This is a genomic window from Burkholderia sp. Bp8998 (assembly GCF_003854235.1).
In the GTDB taxonomy this organism is placed as follows: Bacteria; Pseudomonadota; Gammaproteobacteria; order Burkholderiales; family Burkholderiaceae; genus Burkholderia.
Genome location: NZ_QTQF01000004.1, coordinates 43,880 through 63,227 on the forward strand (window position 1 = coordinate 43,880; position 19,348 = coordinate 63,227).

Genomic DNA, 19,348 nt, shown 5'->3' on the forward strand with positions numbered 1-19,348 from the left:
CGACCGCCCGGCAGGGCTAGGGATGAGAGCGGGCGCCGGCGCATCAGCGCCGGCGCCCGTCCACTTGGGAGCGACGATGGAATGCGTGTTTTGCCGTGAAGACGGCGGCGAGGTGCTCTGGCAGGACGACGCGCTGCGCGTCGTGCTCGCGACGGGCGAGCACGACTACCCGGGCTTCTGCCGGGTGATCTGGGGCACGCACGTGGCCGAGTTCTCCGATCTCGGCGAGCCCGAGCGGGCACACCTGATGCGCGTGGTCTACGCGGTGGAGCGGGCCGTGCGCCGCGTGATGCAGCCGAACAAGGTGAATCTCGCGAGCCTCGGCAACATGGTGCCGCACGTGCACTGGCACGTGATCCCGCGCTTTTCCAACGATGCCCATTTCCCGCAGCCCGTGTGGGCGCCGCGCCAGCGCAGCGTGTCCGAGGCGCTGCTGCGCTCGCGCGCGGCGCAAGCCTCGCTGCTGCACAATGCGGTGCGCGAGGAAATTCAACGCATGACCGATTCGAGGCAGCCATGAGCGGTTTGACTTCCACGACGCCGATTCCGTCCGGTGTCGTCGTGCACGCGGTGTCGCGCGTGCTCGAATTGCAGTACCCGAACGGCGAGAATTACCGGATTCCGTTCGAGCTGATGCGCGTCTATTCGCCGTCTGCCGAGGTGCGCGGCCACGGGCCCGGCCAGGAGACGCTGCAGACGGGCAAGCGCGAGGTGACGATCACCGCGCTCGAGGGCGTGGGCAACTACGCGCTGCAGCCGACGTTTTCCGACGGCCATTCGACCGGCATCTACTCGTGGGATCTGCTGTACGAACTGGCGACGCAGCAGGACGCGCTGTGGCGCGATTATTTCGACAAACTGAAGGCGGCGGGCGTCGAGCGCGACGCGCCGATGCAGGCGGCCTCCGCGCCGCACGGCCACTGCCACTGAAATCGACGGCGCCCGCTCGGCGCCGTCTTGCCATTTACTGAGGATCAACGCGATGAGCAAAACCCACTTCGGCTTCGAAAGCGTCGAGGAAACCGAAAAAGCGAAGAAGGTGGCGGGCGTGTTCCATTCGGTCGCGAGCAACTACGATCTGATGAACGACCTGATGTCGGCCGGCATGCACCGCGCGTGGAAGGCGTTCACGATCGCGCAGGCGAACGTGCGCCCCGGTTTCAAGGTGCTCGACATCGCGGCCGGCACTGGCGACCTGACCAAGGCGTTCGCGAAGGCGGCCGGCCCGACGGGCGAGGTCTGGCACACCGACATCAACGAATCGATGCTGCGCGTCGGTCGCGACCGGCTGCTCGACAAGGGCATCGTGACGCCGTCGCTCCTGTGCGACGCAGAGAAAATTCCCTTTCCGGACAACTACTTCGATGTGGTCACGGTCGCGTTCGGGCTGCGCAACATGACGCACAAGGACGCCGCGCTCGCCGAAATGCGCCGTGTCGCGAAGCCCGGCGGCCGCGTGATGGTGCTGGAATTCTCGAAAGTCTGGGATCCGCTGAAGAAAGCGTACGACCTGTATTCTTTCAAAGTATTACCGTGGCTTGGCGACAAGTTCGCGAAAGATGCTGAAAGTTACCGGTATCTTGCTGAATCTATCCGGATGCACCCCGATCAGGACACGCTGAAGACGATGATGGAACAAGCGGGCCTCGACGCCGTCAAATATTACAATTTGTCAGGTGGCGTGGTAGCTTTACACCTAGGAACCAAGTACTAAGGGGTTCTTTCCCTACATTCGTCTTGCATCTGGAGAAGCTGATGTCCGAATCGCGTTCGTTGTTCAACCGTGGCAAGCCGTCGAAGCCGTGGGCTCGACGGGTCGGCACGTTGCTGATGGTCGGCCTGCTCACGGCCGGCACGTTCGCATCGCTTGACGCCGAAGCCAGGCGCATGGGCGGCGGGCGTAGCATCGGCCGCCAGAGTTCCACCGTCACGCAGCGCCAGGCCACGCCGCCGGCGCAGCAACCGATGCAGCAGGCCGCGCCGGCGCAGGCGCAGCGCGCGAACCCGGCCGCACCGGCCCCGGCCGCGCAGCCGAACCGCTCGCGCTGGCTCGGGCCGATCGCCGGTCTCGCGGCCGGCCTCGGCATCGCGGCGCTGCTGTCGCACTTCGGCCTCGGCGGCGCGTTCGCGAGCATGATGGCGAACGTCATCGTGATCGCGCTGCTGGCGATGGTCGGCATCTGGCTGATCCGCAAGTTCATGAACCGTCGCCGTCCGCAGGAACCGGCGTACTCGGTGGGCGGCTCGGCCTCGTCGTCGGGCGGCTACTCGCAGAGCCCGTCGTTCCAGCAAGGCAGCACCGGCAGCAACTACGCCGGCAGCGGCAGCAGCTACGCGAACGAAGCGCAGGGCGTGTTCGGCGGCGGCGCAGCGGCCGCCGGCGCGGCGGGCGCGATGGCGGCCGCACCGCTGCAGGTGCCGGCCGGCTTCGATACCGAAGCGTTCCTGCGCAGCGCGAAGGTCTACTTCGTGCGCCTGCAGGCCGCATGGGACCAGGGCAACCTGGCCGACATCCGCGAGTTCACGACGCCGGAAATGTTCGCCGAGATCAAGATCGACCTCGATTCGCGCGGCAACGAGGCGAACCAGACCGATGTCGTTCAGCTCGACGCGGAACTGGTCGCGATCGAGGATCGCGGCATCGAGCAGTCGGCGAGCGTGCGCTTCCACGGACTGATCCGCGAATCGGCGAACGCGTCGGCGGCGCCGTTCGACGAGGTGTGGAACCTGTCGAAGTCGGGCAGCCAGGGCTGGCTGCTCGCGGGTATCCAGCAGATCAACACGCACTGAGCGTGACCGGCGGCCGGCTCGCCGGCTGCCCGGGCGACGGCCGCCGCACTGCGACCGCTTGCCGCCCGGGTGTGCGGTTGGCCGCGGTCTGCCGACGATCCGACGTTACAATAGAAACCCGCGTGGGCGCCCGGCCTGCGCGGGTTTTTTCTTTCCCAGCCCGATGACCTTTGCCGCCAAGCCTTTTGCTGCCGCTGTCAATCACCTGCTCGCGCGTGAATCATGGGCGCGCGACCGCCTGATCCCCTACGCGGGCAAGACCGCCCGGCTCGACGTGCCGCCCGTCACGCTCACGCTGCTCGTGCAGCCCGACGGCTACCTGTCCGCGGTGGAAGCGCACGATGCGCAACACGTCGACGTGTCGATCGCGCTCGCGGGCGATACGGTCGCCGCATTCCTGCAGGGCGGCCAGGCGGCGGTGATGAAGCACGTGAAGATCGAGGGTGACGCGGAGTTCGCGACGCAGATCGCGAAGCTGGCCGAGCACCTGCGCTGGGAACCTGAGGAAGATCTCGCGAAGCTGGTCGGCGACGCGGCGGCGTACCGGATCGCGACGGTCGTGCGCGACGCCGGCGCGCGCGCGCGCCGCACCGGCCGAAACGTGCTCGATTCCGTCGCCGAGTACTGGCTCGACGAGAACCCGCAAGTCGTCCGGCGCACCGTGCTCGGCGGCTTCGACGCCGAACTGGCGCGTGCGCGCGATGCGCTCGCGCGGGTCGAAAAACGGGTCGAGCGACTCGAACAAAAAATCGGCGCGCGCACGGGCTCCGGCCCGCGCGGCGCGCACTGAGGGCCGCAGGGCATGCGCATTTTCCGTTTCATCAAGATTGTCTACACCGTCATCCGCTTTGGCCTCGACGAAGTGATGCTGTCCCGGATCGACGACCGGCGCGTGAAGCTGCTGCTGCGGATCACGACGATCGGCCGCCGCTATTCCGATCCGCCCGCCGTACGGCTGCGTCACGCGCTCGAAAGCCTCGGCCCGATCTTCGTGAAGTTCGGCCAGGTGCTGTCGACACGGCGCGACCTGCTGTCGGTCGATTTCGCGAACGAACTCGCGAAGCTGCAGGACCAGGTACCGCCGTTCGATTCGGCGGTCGCGATCGCGATCATCGAGAAGTCGCTCGGCGCGCCGGTCGATGAACTGTTCGACGAATTCGAGCGCGAGCCGATCGCGAGCGCGTCGATCGCGCAGGTGCATTTCGCGAAGCTGAAGCAGGGCCCGCACGCGGGCAAGGCCGTCGCGGTCAAGGTGCTGCGCCCGAACATGCTGCCGGTGATCGATTCCGACCTCGCGCTGATGCGCGACATCGCGACGTGGACGGAACGCATGTGGGCCGACGGCCGGCGCCTGAAGCCGCGCGAAGTCGTCGCCGAATTCGACAAGTACCTGCACGACGAGCTCGACCTGATGCGCGAGGCCGCGAACGGCAGCCAGCTGCGCCGCAACTTCGCGGGCCTCGACCTGCTGCTCGTGCCCGAGATGTTCTGGGATTTCTCGACGTCGCAGGTGCTCGTGATGGAGCGCATGACCGGCGTGCCGATCAGCCAGGTCGAGACGCTGCGCTCGGCCGGCGTCGACATCAAGAAGCTCGCGCGCGAAGGCGTCGAGATCTTCTTCACGCAGGTGTTCCGCGACGGCTTCTTCCATGCGGACATGCACCCGGGCAACATCCAGGTGAGCCTCGACCCGAACACGTTCGGCCGCTACATCGCGCTCGATTTCGGGATCGTCGGCGCGTTGTCGGATTTCGACAAGAACTACCTCGCGCAGAACTTCCTCGCGTTCTTCAAGCGCGACTACCACCGCGTCGCGACGCTGCACCTCGAATCGGGCTGGGTGCCGCCCGAGACGCGCGTCGAGGAGCTCGAAAGCGCGATCCGCGCGGTGTGCGAGCCGTATTTCGACCGCGCGCTGAAGGACATCTCGCTCGGCCAGGTGCTGATGCGCCTGTTCTCGACGTCGCGCCGCTTCAACGTCGAGATCCAGCCGCAACTCGTGCTGCTGCAGAAGACGATGCTGAACGTCGAGGGGCTCGGCCGCTCGCTCGATCCCGAGCTCGACCTGTGGAAGACCGCGAAGCCGTATCTCGAGCGCTGGATGACCGAGCAGATCGGCCTGCGCGGCTGGTACGAGCGCTTCAAGGTCGAGGCGCCGCAGTGGAGCAAGACGCTGCCGCAACTGCCGCGCCTGATCCACCACGCGATGGCGGCGCGCCACGACGCACCGCGCGCGGCGAGCGAGGACCTGATGCGTCAGATCCTCGTCGAGCAGAAACGGACGAACCGGCTGCTGCAGGCGTTGCTGATCTTCGGCCTGGCCGTCGGCGTCGGGGCGCTCGTCGCGCGCGTGCTGCTCGCGCTCGCGTACAGCGCATGACCGAAAGGACTGGAGCGATGTCCGAACCGAAACAACCGTCCGCGCCGAGCGCCGCCGATTTCGCGACGCGCGACCCCCGCAACGCGTCGTTCTGGGACGAGCGTTTCGCGCGTGGCGTGACGCCGTGGGAATTCGGCGGCGTGCCGGACGGGTTTCGCGCGTTTGCGCGGCGGCGCGAGCCGTGCGCGGTGCTGATCCCCGGCTGCGGCAGTGCTCAGGAGGCCGGCTGGCTCGCGCAGGCCGGCTGGCCCGTGCGCGCGATCGATTTCGCCGCGCAGGCGGTGGCGGTCGCGAAGGCGCAGCTTGGCGCGCACGCGGACGTCGTCGAGCAGGCCGATTTTTTCGAGTACCGGCCGCCGTTCGACGTGCAGTGGGTGTACGAGCGCGCGTTTCTGTGCGCGCTGCCGCCGGCCATGCGTGCCGACTATGCGGCGCGGATGGCGGAACTGCTGCCGGCGGACGGATTGCTGGCCGGCTATTTCTTCGTGATGAAGAAACCGAAGGGGCCGCCGTTCGGCATCGAGCGTGCCGAACTTGACGCGCTGCTCGCGCCGCACTTCGAACTGATCGAGGATCTGCCGGTGACCGATTCGCTGGCCGTGTTCGAAGGACACGAGCGCTGGCTCACGTGGCGCCGTCGCTGAAGCCCTCGCATCGCGGCTGTTGCCGGAGCGCGCCGGGGTTTCGGATATAATTCAAGGTTTTGCAAGCCGTTTCCAGTTTCTGCGGGAAAAATATCATGCCGATCTACGCCTATCGATGCGAAGCGTGCGGTTTCGCCAAGGACGTGCTCCAGAAGATGAGCGACGCGCCGCTGTCGCAGTGCCCCGAATGCGGGAAGGATGCGTTTCGCAAGCAGGTCACCGCCGCCGGCTTTCAGTTGAAGGGCTCCGGCTGGTATGTCACCGATTTTCGCGGTGGCTCGGGCGGCACCAGCGCGCCGGCGACGGCGTCCGGCGACACGGGCACGGAAGCACCGGGCGCCGCGGCGCCGGCGGCAGCCGCGCCTGCGGCCGCGAGTTCCGACAGTACGACGACGAGCGCCGCGCCGGCCCCGGCTGCAGCGCCCGCCGCCGGCAGTTGACCGTCGCGGCCCGGCCGGGTCGCGACCAACCCGCGCTTCCGGCGCGGTTCATTGACGGCAGATGATGAAAAAGACGACCCTGAAAACGGTGTTTCTGACCGGCCTGCTGGTTCTCGTCCCGCTCGCGATCACGCTGTGGGTGCTCGGCCTCATCATCGGCACGATGGACCAGACGCTGCTGCTGCTGCCCGAATCGTGGCAGCCGGAGCGGATGCTCGGCTTCCATCTGCCGGGGATCGGCGCGGTGCTGACGCTCGCGTTCATCTTCGTCGTCGGGCTGGCCACGCAGAACTTCATCGGCCAGAAGCTCGTCACGTGGTGGAACGCGGTCGTGCGTCACATCCCGGTCGTCGGGCCGATCTACACGAGCGTCAAGCAGGTGTCGGACACGCTGCTGTCGAGCAGCGGCAACGCGTTCCGCAAGGCGCTGCTGATCGAATACCCGCGTCGCGGCTCGTATACGATTGCGTTTCTGACCGGCACGCCCGGCGGCGACGTGGTCAACCATCTGACGGAAGAGTACGTGAGCGTGTACGTGCCCACGACGCCGAACCCGACGTCGGGCTTCTTCCTGATGCTGCCGAAGAGCGAAGTCATCGAACTCGACATGTCGGTCGATGCCGCGCTCAAGTACATCGTCTCGATGGGCGTCGTGGCGCCTTCGGCGCCGGCTCCGGCGCCCGCCCGCCGTCCCGTCGAGCCGCCGCTGTAAGTAAAGAATCATCGCCCGGGCCGCGCGTTGCGGCACCCGTTGATCAAACCGAACGAAAGCAAACATCATGTCGATGCGTACTGAATACTGCGGTCTCGTGACCGAACACCTGCTGGGCCAAACCGTGTCGCTGTGCGGCTGGGTGCAGCGCCGCCGCGATCACGGCGGTGTGATCTTCATCGACCTGCGCGATCGTGAAGGCCTCGTGCAGGTGGTGTGCGACCCGGATCGCGCCGAGATGTTCGCGACCGCCGAAGGCGTGCGCAACGAGTTCTGCGTGCAGATCAAGGGTCTCGTGCGCAACCGTCCGGAAGGCACGGTCAACGCCGGCCTGAAGAGCGGCAAGATCGAAGTGCTGTGCCACGAGCTGATCGTGCTGAACGCGTCGGTCACGCCGCCGTTCCAGCTCGACGACGACAACCTGTCGGAAACGACGCGCCTCACGCACCGCGTGCTCGACCTGCGCCGTCCGCAGATGCAGCACAACCTGCGCCTGCGCTACCGTGTCGCGATCGAAGCGCGCAAGTACCTCGACGAGCAGGGCTTCATCGACATCGAAACGCCGATGCTGACGAAGAGCACGCCGGAAGGCGCGCGCGACTACCTCGTGCCGTCGCGCGTGAACGCAGGCCAGTTCTTCGCGCTGCCGCAGTCGCCGCAGCTGTTCAAGCAGCTGCTGATGGTCGCGAACTTCGACCGTTACTACCAGATCACCAAGTGCTTCCGCGACGAAGACCTCCGTGCCGACCGTCAGCCGGAATTCACGCAGATCGACTGCGAGACGTCGTTCCTCGGCGAGCAGGAAATCCGCGACCTGTTCGAAGACATGATCCGTCACATCTTCAAGACGACGATCGACGTCGAGCTCGACGCGACATTCCCGGTGATGCCGTACTCGGAAGCAATGGCGCGTTTCGGTTCGGACAAGCCGGACCTGCGCGTGCAGCTCGAATTCACCGAGCTGACCGACGCGATGAAGGACGTCGACTTCAAGGTGTTCAGCACGCCGGCCAACGCGAAGGACGGCCGTGTCGCGGCGCTGCGCGTGCCGAAGGGCGGCGAGCTGTCGCGTGGCGACATCGACGGCTACACCGAATTCGTGCGCATCTACGGCGCGAAGGGCCTCGCATGGATCAAGGTCAACGAGAAGGCGAAGGGTCGCGACGGCCTGCAAAGCCCGATCGTCAAGAACCTGCACGACGCATCGATCGCGGCGATCCTCGAGCGCACCGGCGCTGAAGACGGCGACATCATCTTCTTCGCGGCCGACCGCGCGAAGGTCGTCAACGACAGCCTCGGCGCACTGCGCCTGAAGATCGGCCATTCGGAATTCGGCAAGGCGAACGGCCTCGTCCAGGCCGGCTGGAAGCCGCTGTGGGTCGTCGACTTCCCGATGTTCGAATACGACGACGAAGACGCACGCTACGTCGCGGCACACCATCCGTTCACGAGCCCGAAGGACGAGCACCTCGAGTACCTCGAGACCGACCCGGGCCGTTGCCTCGCGAAGGCGTACGACATGGTGCTGAACGGCTGGGAAATCGGCGGCGGCTCGGTGCGGATCCACCGCGAGGAAGTGCAGAGCAAGGTGTTCCGCGCGCTGAAGATCGGTGCGGAAGAAGCGCAACTGAAGTTCGGCTTCCTGCTCGACGCGCTGCAGTACGGCGCGCCGCCGCACGGCGGTATCGCATTCGGCCTCGACCGCATCGTCACGATGATGGCCGGTGCCGACTCGATCCGCGACGTGATCGCGTTCCCGAAGACGCAGCGTGCGCAGGATCTGCTCACGCAGGCGCCGAGCCCGGTCGACGAGCGTCAGCTGCGCGAGCTGCACATCCGTCTGCGTCAGCCGGAACAGCCGAAGGCGTAACGCTTGTCACAGGTCGTGTGCGCGGCGACGCGCGCACGACGCCCAATGAAAAAGGCGCCGTTGTGCGCCTTTTTCGTTTTTTGCGGTACAGTCGCAGCACTTGCCGCACGTTCGGGCCCAAGCCCGGCGCACGGCCCTGTGCCGCATGAAACAAAGATGACGAAGCCGCCGAAAATCCCCGAATCCGTTCTCGTCGTGATCTACACGCCCGAACTCGACGTGCTGGTGATCAAGCGTGCCGACCAGCCCGATTTCTGGCAATCGGTGACCGGATCGAAGGACGCGCTCGACGAGCCGCTCGCGCTCACGGCCGCGCGCGAGGTCGCCGAGGAAACCGGCATCGCGGTCGGCACGCCCGACGTGCCGGCCACCGCGCTGGTCGACTGGCACCACCGGATCGAATACAGCATCTATCCGCAATACCTGCATCGCTATGCGCCGGGTGTCACGCGCAACGTCGAGCACTGGTTCGGCCTGTGCGTACCGCGCCGCGTCGACGTGACGCTGTCGCCGCGCGAGCATGTCGACCATGCCTGGCTGCCGTACCGCGAAGCGGCCGCGCGCTGCTTCTCGCCGTCGAACGCCGAAGCGATCCTGCAATTGCCCGCGCGCGTGTCGCTCGCGCGGGCACCGCACGGCTCGTCCGCATGAATGCGGAAACCCGCAAGCGCTTCGCGCAATTGCGGCAGATGTTCCTGCAGGAGCGCGGCTCCGCGTCGCGGCTCGCGTTCACGGCCGGCAACACGGTGCGGCTGTGCGAGACGGGCAATGCGTTCTTCCACGCGCTGATCGAGCGGATCGATGCGGCGCGCGAGCAGGTCATGCTCGAAACCTACATCTTCTGCGACGACGCGGCCGGCCGCCCGGTGTCGGATGCGCTGATTCGCGCGGCGCAGCGCGGCGTGCGCGTGCGCGTGATCACCGACGGCATCGGCACCGCGCGCCTGCCGCTGTTCGATGCGTGGGCCGAGGCCGGCGTCGAGCACTGCATCTACAACCGCTTCCTGTTCGGCCGTTTCGGCTTCTCGCGCACGCACCGCAAGCTCGCGGTGATCGATCATGCGGTCGCGTTCTGCGGTGGCATCAATATCGTCGACGACTACACGCAGGGCAGCGCCATGCTGCCGTTCCCGCGCTGGGATTTCGCGATCGAGATGGCCGGGCCGGCGGTGTCGGACGTGCGCGCCGCGTTCGAGCTGCAGTGGCACCGCATCCAGTTCGGCCACAAGCCCTATGCGCAGTACGCGGCCGGCCTGCACGGCGGCGAAGCGTTCCCGGACATGTTCCGGCGCTGGATACGCAGCCACCGGTGGGTCAAGGCCGGTGCGCTGCGCGTCGTGACGGAGCCGAGCGTCGCGTTCGTCGCGCGCGACAACGTCGTGAACCGCCGCGCGATCGAGAAGGCCTATCTCGCCGCGATCGGCCAGGCGCGCCAGCGGATCCTGCTCGCGAATCCGTACTTCATGCCGGGCCGCAAGCTGCGCCGTGCGCTGACGGGCGCTGCACGCCGCGGCGTCGACGTGCGGATCCTGATCGGCCGCAAGGAATTCACGGCGCTCGATACGGCCGTGCCGTTCCTGTATCACGCGCTGCTGCGCGCGGGCGTGCGTGTTGCCGAGTACGACAAGACGATCCTGCACGGCAAGGTGGCCGTGATCGACGACAACTGGGCGACCGTCGGCTCGTCGAACCTGGACGCACTGAGCCTGATGCTGAACAATGAAGCGAACGTCGTGCTGGTGCGCTACGATGCGGTCACGAACGAACTGCGCGACGCGATCGCGGCCGCCTTCTCCGAAGGCCGCGAAATCGATGCCGCCCGGTACGCCGCACGGCCGCGCATCGAGCGTGTGCTGAACTGGCTGGCATACAACACGTACCGCCTCGTGATGAAGGCGTTGACGGTCGGCGGTTACGACTGACCGGACTCAGCATCCGCTTCAAAAATCTGTCCGCACGTTCGTGCGGAAAAGCCGCTCCGGTCCCGCCGGAATCGCGCAAAATAGCGGCTCGGTTAGACACCGGTTTCTAATAATTTCCTTGTTTCGCGAGCGGCCGCACTCAATAATAGTACGGCCGTTCGATTTTATTCGAACCCCCGAACGGTTACAGAAAAAGCTATGCGAAAAGGCGAACAGACGCGTGCCGCGATACTCGAAGCTGCATTGGACCTCGCCAGCCGTGACGGGCTGGAGGGGCTGACGATCGGCCTCCTGGCCGAGCGCATGCAGATGAGCAAGAGCGGTGTGTTCGCGCACTTCGGATCGCGCGAGGATCTGCAGGTCGAGGTCGTCCGCGAGTATCACCATCGTTTCGAAAACGAGGTGTTCTTTCCGAGCCTGCGCGAGCCGCGAGGCTTGCCGCGCCTTCGGGCGATGCTGGCCCGCTGGACGGAGAAGCGCATCCAGGAGGTGACGACCGGATGCATCTACATCAGCGGTGCGGTCGAGTACGACGACCGGCCCGACAGCCCCGTGCGCGAGCAGTTGATCGCGAGCGTGACGGCCTGGCGTGCCGCGATGCTGCGTGCCATTTCGCAGGCGAAGGAAGAAGGCCATCTGCGTGCGGATACCGATCCGGACCTGATGCTCTTCGAACTGTACAGCTTCACGCTCGGCCTGCATCACGACGCACGATTCCTGCATTCGCCGGATGCCGTGCGCCTCACGTGGGCCGCGCTGGAAAAGACGATTGTTTCGTATCAGAGCGAGAGCCGTTAGCGGCGCGTGACCCGCCCGCCAGGAGCTCGAGCCGTTTTGCCCACCTTTGGAGAGAGTCATGGGACAGTACGCCGCGCCGCTGCGCGACATGCAATTCGTGTTGCACGAGCTTCTGAACGTCGAAGCCGAAGTCAAGCAAATGCCCAAGCATGCGGACCTCGACGCCGACACGATCAACCAGGTCCTCGAGGAAGCGGGCAAGTTCTGCTCCGAGGTACTGTTCCCGCTGAACCAGGTCGGCGACCGCGAAGGCTGCACGTATGAAGGCGACGGCGTCGTGAAGACCCCGACCGGCTTCAAGGAGGCGTACCAGCAGTACGTCGAGGCCGGCTGGCCGGCGCTCGGCTGCGATCCGGACTACGGCGGCCAGGGCCTGCCCGCGTTCGTGAACAACGCGCTCTACGAAATGCTGAACTCGGCGAACCAGGCATGGACGATGTATCCGGGCCTGTCGCACGGCGCCTACGAATGCCTGCACGCGCACGGCGCGCCGGAGCTGCAGCAGCAATACCTGCCGAAGCTCGTGTCGGGCGAATGGACGGGCACGATGTGCCTGACCGAGCCGCACTGCGGCACCGACCTCGGCATCCTGCGCACCAAGGCCGAACCGAACGGCGACGGCTCGTACTCGATCAGCGGCACGAAGATCTTCATCTCGAGCGGCGAGCACGACATGTCGAAGAACATCATCCACCTCGTGCTCGCGCGCCTGCCGGACGCGCCGCAAGGCACGAAGGGGATCTCGCTGTTCATCGTGCCGAAGTTCGTTCCGGACGCCGCGGGCGAGCCGGGCGAGCGCAACGGCATCAAGTGCGGCTCGATCGAACACAAGATGGGCATCCACGGCAACTCGACGTGCGTGATGAACCTCGACAACGCGAAGGGCTGGATGGTCGGCGAGCCGAACAAGGGCTTGAACGCGATGTTCGTGATGATGAACGCCGCGCGTCTCGGCGTCGGCATGCAGGGCCTGGGCCTGACGGAAGTCGCGTACCAGAACTCGCTGACGTACGCGAAGGAACGCCTGCAGATGCGCTCGCTGACGGGCCCGAAGGCACCGGACAAGCCGGCCGACCCGATCATCGTGCATCCGGACGTGCGCCGCATGCTGCTCACGCAGAAGGCCTACGCGGAAGGCGCGCGCGCGTTCACGTACTGGTCGGCACTGCAGATCGACAAGGAGCTGTCGCACGGTGACGAAGCGGTGCGCAAGGAAGCGGCCGACCTCGTCGCGCTGCTCACGCCGATCATCAAGGCGTTCCTGACCGACAACGCGTTCGAGTCGACCAACCATGCGATGCAGATCTACGGCGGCCACGGCTTCATCTCCGAGTGGGGCATGGAGCAGTACGTGCGCGACGCGCGGATCAACATGATCTACGAAGGCACGAACTCGATCCAGTCGCTCGACCTGCTGGGCCGCAAGGTGCTCGGCGACATGGGCGCGAAGCTGAAGAAGTTCGGCAAGCTCGTGACCGAATTCGCGGAAGCCGAAGGCGTGAAGCCGGAGATGGCCGAGTTCATCAACCCGCTCGCGGACATCGGCGACAAGGTGCAGAAGCTGACGATGGAAATCGGCATGAAGGCGATGCAGAACCCGGATGAAGTCGGCGCGGCCGCCGTGCCGTACCTGCGCACCGTCGGCCACCTGGTGTTCTCGTACTTCTGGGCGCGCATGGCGCGCCTCGCTCTCGACAAGGAAGCGTCGGGCGATCCGTTCTACAAGTCGAAGCTCGCGACGGCACGCTTCTACTTCGCGCGCCTCCTGCCCGAGACGGCAGCGACGATCCGCGCCGCGCGCGCCGGTTCGAAGACGCTGATGGAAGTCGACGAATCGCTGTTCTGACGCGAGTCCGGGCGGTGCGCGCCACGCGCCGCCCGAACGCAACGGTTCCTGGTACTCACTTCGCCGTGCAGCCCTCCCAACCCGCGCTGCACGACACTATCCGGAGACATCCCGTGAGCAATTTCCTGATTCGCAAGGTCGCCGTGCTGGGCGCCGGCGTGATGGGCGCGCAGATCGCCGCGCACCTCGTCAACGCGCGCGTGCCGGTGCTGCTGTTCGACCTGCCGGCCAAGGAAGGCCCGAAAAACGCGATCGCGCTGAAGGCGATCGAGAACCTGAAGAAGCTGTCGCCCGCGCCGTTCGGCGTGAAGGACGACGCGAAATACCTCGAAGCCGCGAACTACGAGGACGACATCGCGAAGCTCGCCGAGTGCGACGTCGTGATCGAGGCGATCGCCGAGCGGATGGACTGGAAGCACGACCTGTACAAGAAGGTCGCGCCGCACATCGCACCGAATGCGATCTTCGCGACCAACACGTCGGGCCTGTCGATCACGAAGCTGTCCGAAGGTTTCTCGGACGAGTTGAAGTCGCGCTTCTGCGGCGTGCACTTCTTCAACCCGCCGCGCTATATGCACCTCGTCGAACTGATCCCGACCGCGCATACGCGTCCGGAGATCCTCGACCAGCTCGAGACCTTCCTGACGAGCATCGTCGGCAAGGGTGTCGTGCGCGCGAAGGACACGCCGAACTTCATCGCGAACCGCGTCGGCATCTTCTCGATCCTCGCGGTGATCACCGAGGCCGCCAAGTTCGGCCTGCGCTTCGACGAAGTCGACGACCTGACGGGCAGCCGCCTCGGCCGCGCGAAGTCGGCGACGTTCCGCACCGCGGACGTGGTCGGCCTCGACACGATGGCGCACGTGATCAAGACGATGCAGGACAACCTTGCCGACGATCCGTTCTTCCCGGTCTACCAGACGCCTGCCGTGCTCGCCGAACTGGTGAAGCAGGGCGCGCTCGGCCAGAAGACGGGCGGCGGTTTCTACAAGAAGGAAGGCAAGGCGATCAAGGTGCTCGACGCGAAGACGGGCGCCTATGTGGATTCGGGCGCGAAGGCGGACGAAACCGTCGGCCGCATCCTGAAGCGCCCGCCGGCGGAACGCCTGAAGCTGCTGCGCGAGACCGACCATCCGCACGCGCAGTTCCTGTGGTCGATCTTCCGCGACGTGTTCCACTACATCGGTGTGCATCTCGAGTCGATCGCCGACAACGCGCGCGACGTCGACCTCGCGATCCGCTGGGGCTTCGGCTGGAACGAAGGCCCGTTCGAAGGCTGGCAGGCCGCCGGCTGGAAGCAGGTCGCCGAATGGGTGCAGGAAGATATCGCGGCCGGCAAGGCGCTCGCGAACGTGCCGCTGCCGTCGTGGGTGCTCGAAGGCGCGGTCGCCGAGAAGGGCGGCGTGCACACGGCCGAGGGCTCGTGGGCGCCGGCGTCGCAGCGCTTCGTGCCGCGTTCGGACCTCGCCGTCTACGGCAAGCAGGTATTCCGCGCGCCGCTCGTCGGAGAAGCCGGCGCCGATCCGAAGACGTACGGCAAGACGCTGTTCGAAACCGATACGGTGCGTGCATGGGTCGACGACCGTGCGGGTGAAGACGATGTCGTGATCGTGTCGTTCAAGTCGAAGATGAACACGATCGGACCGAGCGTGATCGACGGCCTCGTGCAGGCGATCGAGCTCGCGGAGAAGGACTACAAGGGCGTGGTGATCTGGCAGCCGACGTCGCTGAAGCTCGGCACGCCGGGCGGCCCGTTCTCGGCCGGCGCGAACCTCGAGGAGGCGATGCCCGCGTTCATGATGGGCGGCGCGAAGGGCATCGAGCCGTTCGTGAAGAAGTTCCAGGAAGGCATGCTGCGCGTGAAGTACGCGAACGTGCCGGTGGTGGCGGCCGTGTCGGGCATCGCGCTCGGCGGCGGGTGCGAGCTGATGCTGCACAGCGCGAAGCGCGTCGTGCACGTCGAGAGCTACATCGGTCTCGTCGAAGTGGGCGTCGGCCTCGTGCCGGCGGGCGGCGGCCTGAAGGAAGCGGCGCTGCGCGCCGCGGATGCGGCCACGGCCGCGAACGCGACCACCGACATCCTGAAGTTCGTCACGAAGTCGTTCGAGAACGCGGCGATGGCGAAGGTGTCGTCGTCGGCGCACGATGCGCGCGCGATGGGCTACCTGAAGCCGTCCGACACGATCATCTTCAACGTGTTCGAACTGCTCGACACCGCGAAGAAGGAAGCACGCGCGCTGGCCGCTGTCGGCTACCGCGCACCGCTGCGCGCGAAGGACGTGCCGGTGGCAGGCCGCTCGGCGATCGCGACGATCAAGGCATCGCTCGTCAACATGCGTGACGGCCGTTTCATCAGCGACCACGACTACCTGATCGCGAGCCGCATCGCCGAAGCCGTGTGCGGCGGCGACGTCGAAGCGGGCAGCCTCGTCGACGAGCAGTGGCTGCTCGCGCTCGAGCGCCGCGCGTTCGTCGAGCTGCTCGGCACGCAGAAGACGCAGGAACGGATCATGGGCATGTTGCAGACCGGCAAGCCGGTGCGTAACTGAGCGAGCGGATAAGGCAAGGAGTCTCAAATGAGCAAACAACTGCAAGACGCATACATCGTCGCCGCCAGCCGCACCCCGATCGGCAAGGCCCCGCGCGGTGTCTTCAAGAACACGCGCCCCGACGAGCTGCTGGTTCACGCGATCAAGTCGGCGGTCGCGCAGGTGCCCGGCTTCGACACGAAGCTGATCGAGGACGCGATCATCGGCTGCGCGATTCCGGAAGCCGAGCAGGGGCTGAACGTCGCGAGGATGGGCGCGCTGCTCGCGGGCCTGCCGCAGACGGTCGGCGGCGTGACGGTCAACCGCTTCTGCGCGTCGGGCATCACGGCGCTGGCGATGGCGGCGGACCGCATCCGCGTCGGCGAATCGGACGCGATCTTCGCGGGCGGCTGCGAATCGATGAGCATGGTGCCGATGATGGGCAACAAGCCGTCGATGTCGCCGCACATCTTCGATCGCAGCGAAGACTTCGGCATCGCGTACGGGATGGGCCTGACCGCCGAGCGTGTCGCCGAGCAGTGGAAGGTGAGCCGTGAAGACCAGGACGCGTTCTCGGTCGAATCGCACCGCAAGGCGCTCGCCGCGCAGCAGGCCGGCGAGTTCGGCGACGAAATCGCCGCGTACACGATCACCGAGCGCTTCCCGAACCTCGCGACAGGCGAAGTCGACGTGAAGACGCGCGAGATCGCGCTCGACGAAGGTCCGCGCGCGGATACGACGCTCGAGGGCCTCGCGAAGCTGCGCACGGTGTTCGCGAACAAGGGCTCGGTCACGGCCGGCAACAGCTCGCAGACGTCGGACGGCGCGGGCGCGCTGCTCGTGGTGTCGGAGAAGGTGCTGAAGGAATTCAACCTGACGCCGCTCGCGCGCTTCGTGAGCTTCGCGGTGCGCGGCGTGCCGCCGGAAATCATGGGCATCGGCCCGAAGGAAGCGATTCCGGCCGCGCTGAAGGCCGCCGGCCTGAAGCAGGACGATCTCGACTGGATCGAGCTGAACGAGGCATTCGCCGCGCAGTCGCTGGCGGTGATCCGCGATCTCGGCCTCGACCCGTCGAAGGTCAACCCGATGGGCGGCGCGATCGCGCTCGGCCACCCGCTCGGCGCGACCGGCGCGATCCGCGCGGCGACCGTCGTGCACGGCCTGCGCCGCCGCAACCTGAAGTACGGGATGGTCACGATGTGCGTCGGCACCGGTATGGGTGCGGCGGGCATCATCGAACGTCTGTAAGCGGAGCGGGACAGTAGCGATCACGGTGCGCGAGCCACGAGCTTGCGCACCGTTTTTCATTCCGGAAGAGGAAAGCAAAAGGAGACGGTTGTGGCCGAAATTCAAGTGGAACGCGCCGACGGCGTGATGACGATCACGATCGCGCGCCCGGCGAAGAAGAACGCGCTGACGGCGGCGATGTACCAGACGATGGCCGATGCGCTCGCCGACGCGCAGGAAGACAAGGCGATCCGCGTGATCCTGCTGCGCGGCGGCGACGGCAACTTCACCGCGGGGAACGATCTCGAGGATTTCCTGAAGACGCCGCCGAAGGACGAGAACGCATCGGTATTCCAGTTCCTCGCGCGAATCAGCCAGGCGAGCAAGCCGATCGTCGCCGCGGTGCCGGGCATCGCGGTCGGCGTCGGCGTGACGATGCTGCTGCACTGCGATCTGGTCTACGCAGCCGACACCGCGACGTTCTCGCTGCCGTTCGCGCAGCTCGGGCTGTGCCCGGAAGCCGCATCGAGCGTGCTGCTGCCGCGCCTCACCGGCCATCAGGTTGCCGCGGAGAAGCTGCTGCTCGGCGAAGCGTTCGACGCGCTGGAAGCGCACCGCATCGGCATCGTCAATCGCGTGCTGCCGGCGGCCGAGCTCGACGCATTCGCGGCAAAGCAGGCGGCGAAGCTCGCGGCGCTGCCGGCAGCGTCGCTGCGCGTGACGAAGGCGTTGCTGAAGGAAACGGGCGGGGTGGCGGTTGCCGCGCGGATGAGCGAGGAAGCCGGCCACTTCTCCGCCATGCTGCGCGCGCCGGAAGCGCGCGAGGCGATGACGGCGTTCTTCGAGAAGCGCAAGCCGGATTTCCGTCAGTTCGACTGACGCCGGAAACAAGCGCGTCGCCGTTTCGGATGCGACGCGCGCATCCGTGAGCCGCCGGCCGCGCGGCCTCGGTTCGTTCTTTCCGCCGATCCATCGCTCGACGCATCGGCTCTGACCTGCGTCGCCGCGCGTTAGCGCGGCATTCCGCGTCTTTCCGCGGCCATCCCCGCCCGCGCCATGCCCGCCGGCGCCTGTCATGGCGCGGGCGCGGCGTGCCGCGCCTGCAATCGCGCGAGCCGGGATCCCGACCCGCTCTGCCTGGGGGCGGTTCCCCCTCATTGGGCAAATCTTGTCCGCCATCAAGTTGCACTGCGGCAATTCTCCGTACAGTTCGCGCACAGCTCGCCCGGGCCGGATGCGTCGCGCGACGGCGGCGTGCGGGCCGGCAGTTCTTCTCAACGACAATCAGGCAAACGAACAATGATCGGACGAATCACCGGCGGAGCGCGTGCGGCGCCCGCCATCGCGCTGCTGGCGGGACTCGCCGGATGCAGCGACCTTCACGTGCTCGATCCGAAGGGCGCGGTGGGTGTCGCGGAGAAATCGCTGATCGCGACCGCGACGTGGGCGATGCTGATCGTCGTCGTGCCGGTGATCCTGCTCACGCTGTGGTTCGCGTGGCGCTACCGCGCATCGAACCGCAATGCCGCCTATGCGCCGAACTGGTCGCACTCGACCGCGATCGAGGTCGTGATCTGGACGGTGCCGACGCTGATCATCCTGTTCCTCGGCATCCTCACATGGCGGACGACCCATGAGCTCGATCCGTACAAGCCGCTCGAATCGTCGGTGAAGCCGATCGATGTCGAGGTTGTCGCGCTCGACTGGAAATGGCTGTTCATCTATCCGGAGCTCGGCATCGCGTCGGTCAACCAGCTCGCGATTCCGGTCGGCACGCCGGTGAATTTCCGCATCACGTCGGACTCGGTGATGAACTCGTTCTTCATCCCGCAGCTCGGCAGCCAGGTCTATGCGATGGCCGGCATGCAGACGCGCCTGCACCTGATTGCCGACGACGCGGGCGACTATGCGGGCGTGTCCGCCAACTACAGCGGCCGCGGCTTCTCCGACATGAAATTCCGCACGCTCGCCGAGCCGCGCGAGCAGTTCGACGCGTGGGTGCAGAAGGTGAAGGCGTCGTCCGACCGGCTGGACATGACCGAGTACGGCACGGTTGCGCAGCCGAGCGAGAAGGCGCCCGTGCGCTACTTCTCGTCGGTCGACCCGAAGCTCTTTCACAACATCATCGCGAAGTACAACAACGGCCATGTCCTCGACCCGAAGGACGCCGCCTGCACGACGAAGGGGTAAC

General features: G+C 66.4%; 18 protein-coding genes. All 18 read left to right on the top strand.

Features of this window, described 5'->3' with window-relative positions:
* Positions 1–76 precede the first annotated feature (76 nt).
* The 18 genes from DIE06_RS06530 to cyoA all read left to right on the top strand — a co-directional run bounded on the left by DIE06_RS06530 (position 77) and on the right by cyoA (position 19,347).
* Positions 77–520: an HIT family protein gene (locus DIE06_RS06530; protein ID WP_124660697.1), complete on the top strand. Its 444-nt coding sequence runs from the start codon at positions 77–79 to the stop codon at positions 518–520.
* On the top strand, positions 517–930 hold the full coding sequence (locus DIE06_RS06535; protein ID WP_124660698.1) for a gamma-butyrobetaine hydroxylase-like domain-containing protein: 414 nt from the start codon (positions 517–519) through the stop codon (positions 928–930). Before DIE06_RS06530 ends, DIE06_RS06535 begins: the two co-directional genes overlap by 4 nt.
* A 52-nt stretch (positions 931–982) precedes the next feature.
* Positions 983–1,714 carry a bifunctional demethylmenaquinone methyltransferase/2-methoxy-6-polyprenyl-1,4-benzoquinol methylase UbiE gene (gene ubiE / locus DIE06_RS06540; RefSeq protein WP_044846838.1) on the top strand — a complete coding sequence of 244 codons (732 nt, stop codon included), beginning with the start codon at positions 983–985 and terminating at the stop codon, positions 1,712–1,714.
* 41 nt (positions 1,715–1,755) lie between these two features.
* Positions 1,756–2,790, top strand: a complete 1,035-nt coding sequence (locus DIE06_RS06545; protein WP_124660699.1) for a Tim44 domain-containing protein — start codon at positions 1,756–1,758, stop codon at positions 2,788–2,790.
* Positions 2,791–2,953: 163 nt separating this feature from the next.
* Positions 2,954–3,580, top strand: a complete 627-nt coding sequence (locus DIE06_RS06550; RefSeq protein WP_124660700.1) for an SCP2 domain-containing protein — start codon at positions 2,954–2,956, stop codon at positions 3,578–3,580.
* 12 nt (positions 3,581–3,592) lie between these two features.
* A complete protein-coding gene (ubiB, locus tag DIE06_RS06555; protein ID WP_124660701.1) occupies positions 3,593–5,170 on the top strand; it encodes a ubiquinone biosynthesis regulatory protein kinase UbiB in 1,578 nt (525 codons plus the stop codon).
* Positions 5,171–5,187: 17 nt separating this feature from the next.
* Complete coding sequence (locus DIE06_RS06560; RefSeq protein ID WP_124660702.1) at positions 5,188–5,814, top strand: SAM-dependent methyltransferase; 627 nt, start codon at positions 5,188–5,190, stop codon at positions 5,812–5,814.
* 95 nt (positions 5,815–5,909) lie between these two features.
* Positions 5,910–6,254, top strand: coding sequence for an FmdB family zinc ribbon protein (locus DIE06_RS06565; protein WP_124660703.1), 345 nt, complete (start codon positions 5,910–5,912; stop codon positions 6,252–6,254).
* A 61-nt stretch (positions 6,255–6,315) separates the two neighbouring features.
* Positions 6,316–6,966, top strand: coding sequence for a DUF502 domain-containing protein (locus tag DIE06_RS06570; RefSeq protein WP_006477842.1), 651 nt, complete (start codon positions 6,316–6,318; stop codon positions 6,964–6,966).
* A 67-nt stretch (positions 6,967–7,033) separates the two neighbouring features.
* Complete coding sequence (gene aspS / locus DIE06_RS06575; protein ID WP_124660704.1) at positions 7,034–8,836, top strand: aspartate--tRNA ligase; 1,803 nt, start codon at positions 7,034–7,036, stop codon at positions 8,834–8,836.
* Between the two features lie 156 nt (positions 8,837–8,992).
* Positions 8,993–9,487, top strand: coding sequence for a dihydroneopterin triphosphate diphosphatase (gene nudB / locus DIE06_RS06580; RefSeq protein WP_124660705.1), 495 nt, complete (start codon positions 8,993–8,995; stop codon positions 9,485–9,487).
* Positions 9,484–10,758, top strand: coding sequence for a cardiolipin synthase ClsB (gene clsB, locus DIE06_RS06585; RefSeq protein WP_124660706.1), 1,275 nt, complete (start codon positions 9,484–9,486; stop codon positions 10,756–10,758). Before nudB ends, clsB begins: the two co-directional genes overlap by 4 nt.
* A 198-nt stretch (positions 10,759–10,956) precedes the next feature.
* Positions 10,957–11,556, top strand: a complete 600-nt coding sequence (locus tag DIE06_RS06590) for a TetR/AcrR family transcriptional regulator (RefSeq protein WP_006751498.1) — start codon at positions 10,957–10,959, stop codon at positions 11,554–11,556.
* Positions 11,557–11,614: 58 nt separating this feature from the next.
* The gene (locus tag DIE06_RS06595; RefSeq protein ID WP_124660707.1) at positions 11,615–13,402 is read left to right on the top strand and encodes an acyl-CoA dehydrogenase C-terminal domain-containing protein; all 1,788 of its coding nucleotides are present in this window, start codon (positions 11,615–11,617) and stop codon (positions 13,400–13,402) included.
* A gap of 113 nt (positions 13,403–13,515) precedes the next feature.
* Positions 13,516–15,951 (top strand): 3-hydroxyacyl-CoA dehydrogenase/enoyl-CoA hydratase family protein, encoded by a 2,436-nt coding sequence (locus tag DIE06_RS06600; RefSeq protein ID WP_124660708.1) that lies wholly within the window; start codon positions 13,516–13,518, stop codon positions 15,949–15,951.
* A gap of 27 nt (positions 15,952–15,978) precedes the next feature.
* Entirely contained in the window at positions 15,979–17,178 is a 1,200-nt protein-coding gene (locus DIE06_RS06605) for an acetyl-CoA C-acyltransferase (protein WP_124660709.1), read from the top strand.
* A 90-nt stretch (positions 17,179–17,268) separates the two neighbouring features.
* The gene (locus tag DIE06_RS06610) at positions 17,269–18,036 is read left to right on the top strand and encodes an enoyl-CoA hydratase (RefSeq protein ID WP_124660710.1); all 768 of its coding nucleotides are present in this window, start codon (positions 17,269–17,271) and stop codon (positions 18,034–18,036) included.
* Between the two features lie 420 nt (positions 18,037–18,456).
* Positions 18,457–19,347 (top strand): ubiquinol oxidase subunit II, encoded by an 891-nt coding sequence (gene cyoA / locus DIE06_RS06615; protein ID WP_124660711.1) that lies wholly within the window; start codon positions 18,457–18,459, stop codon positions 19,345–19,347.
* Position 19,348: the final 1 nt, after the last annotated feature.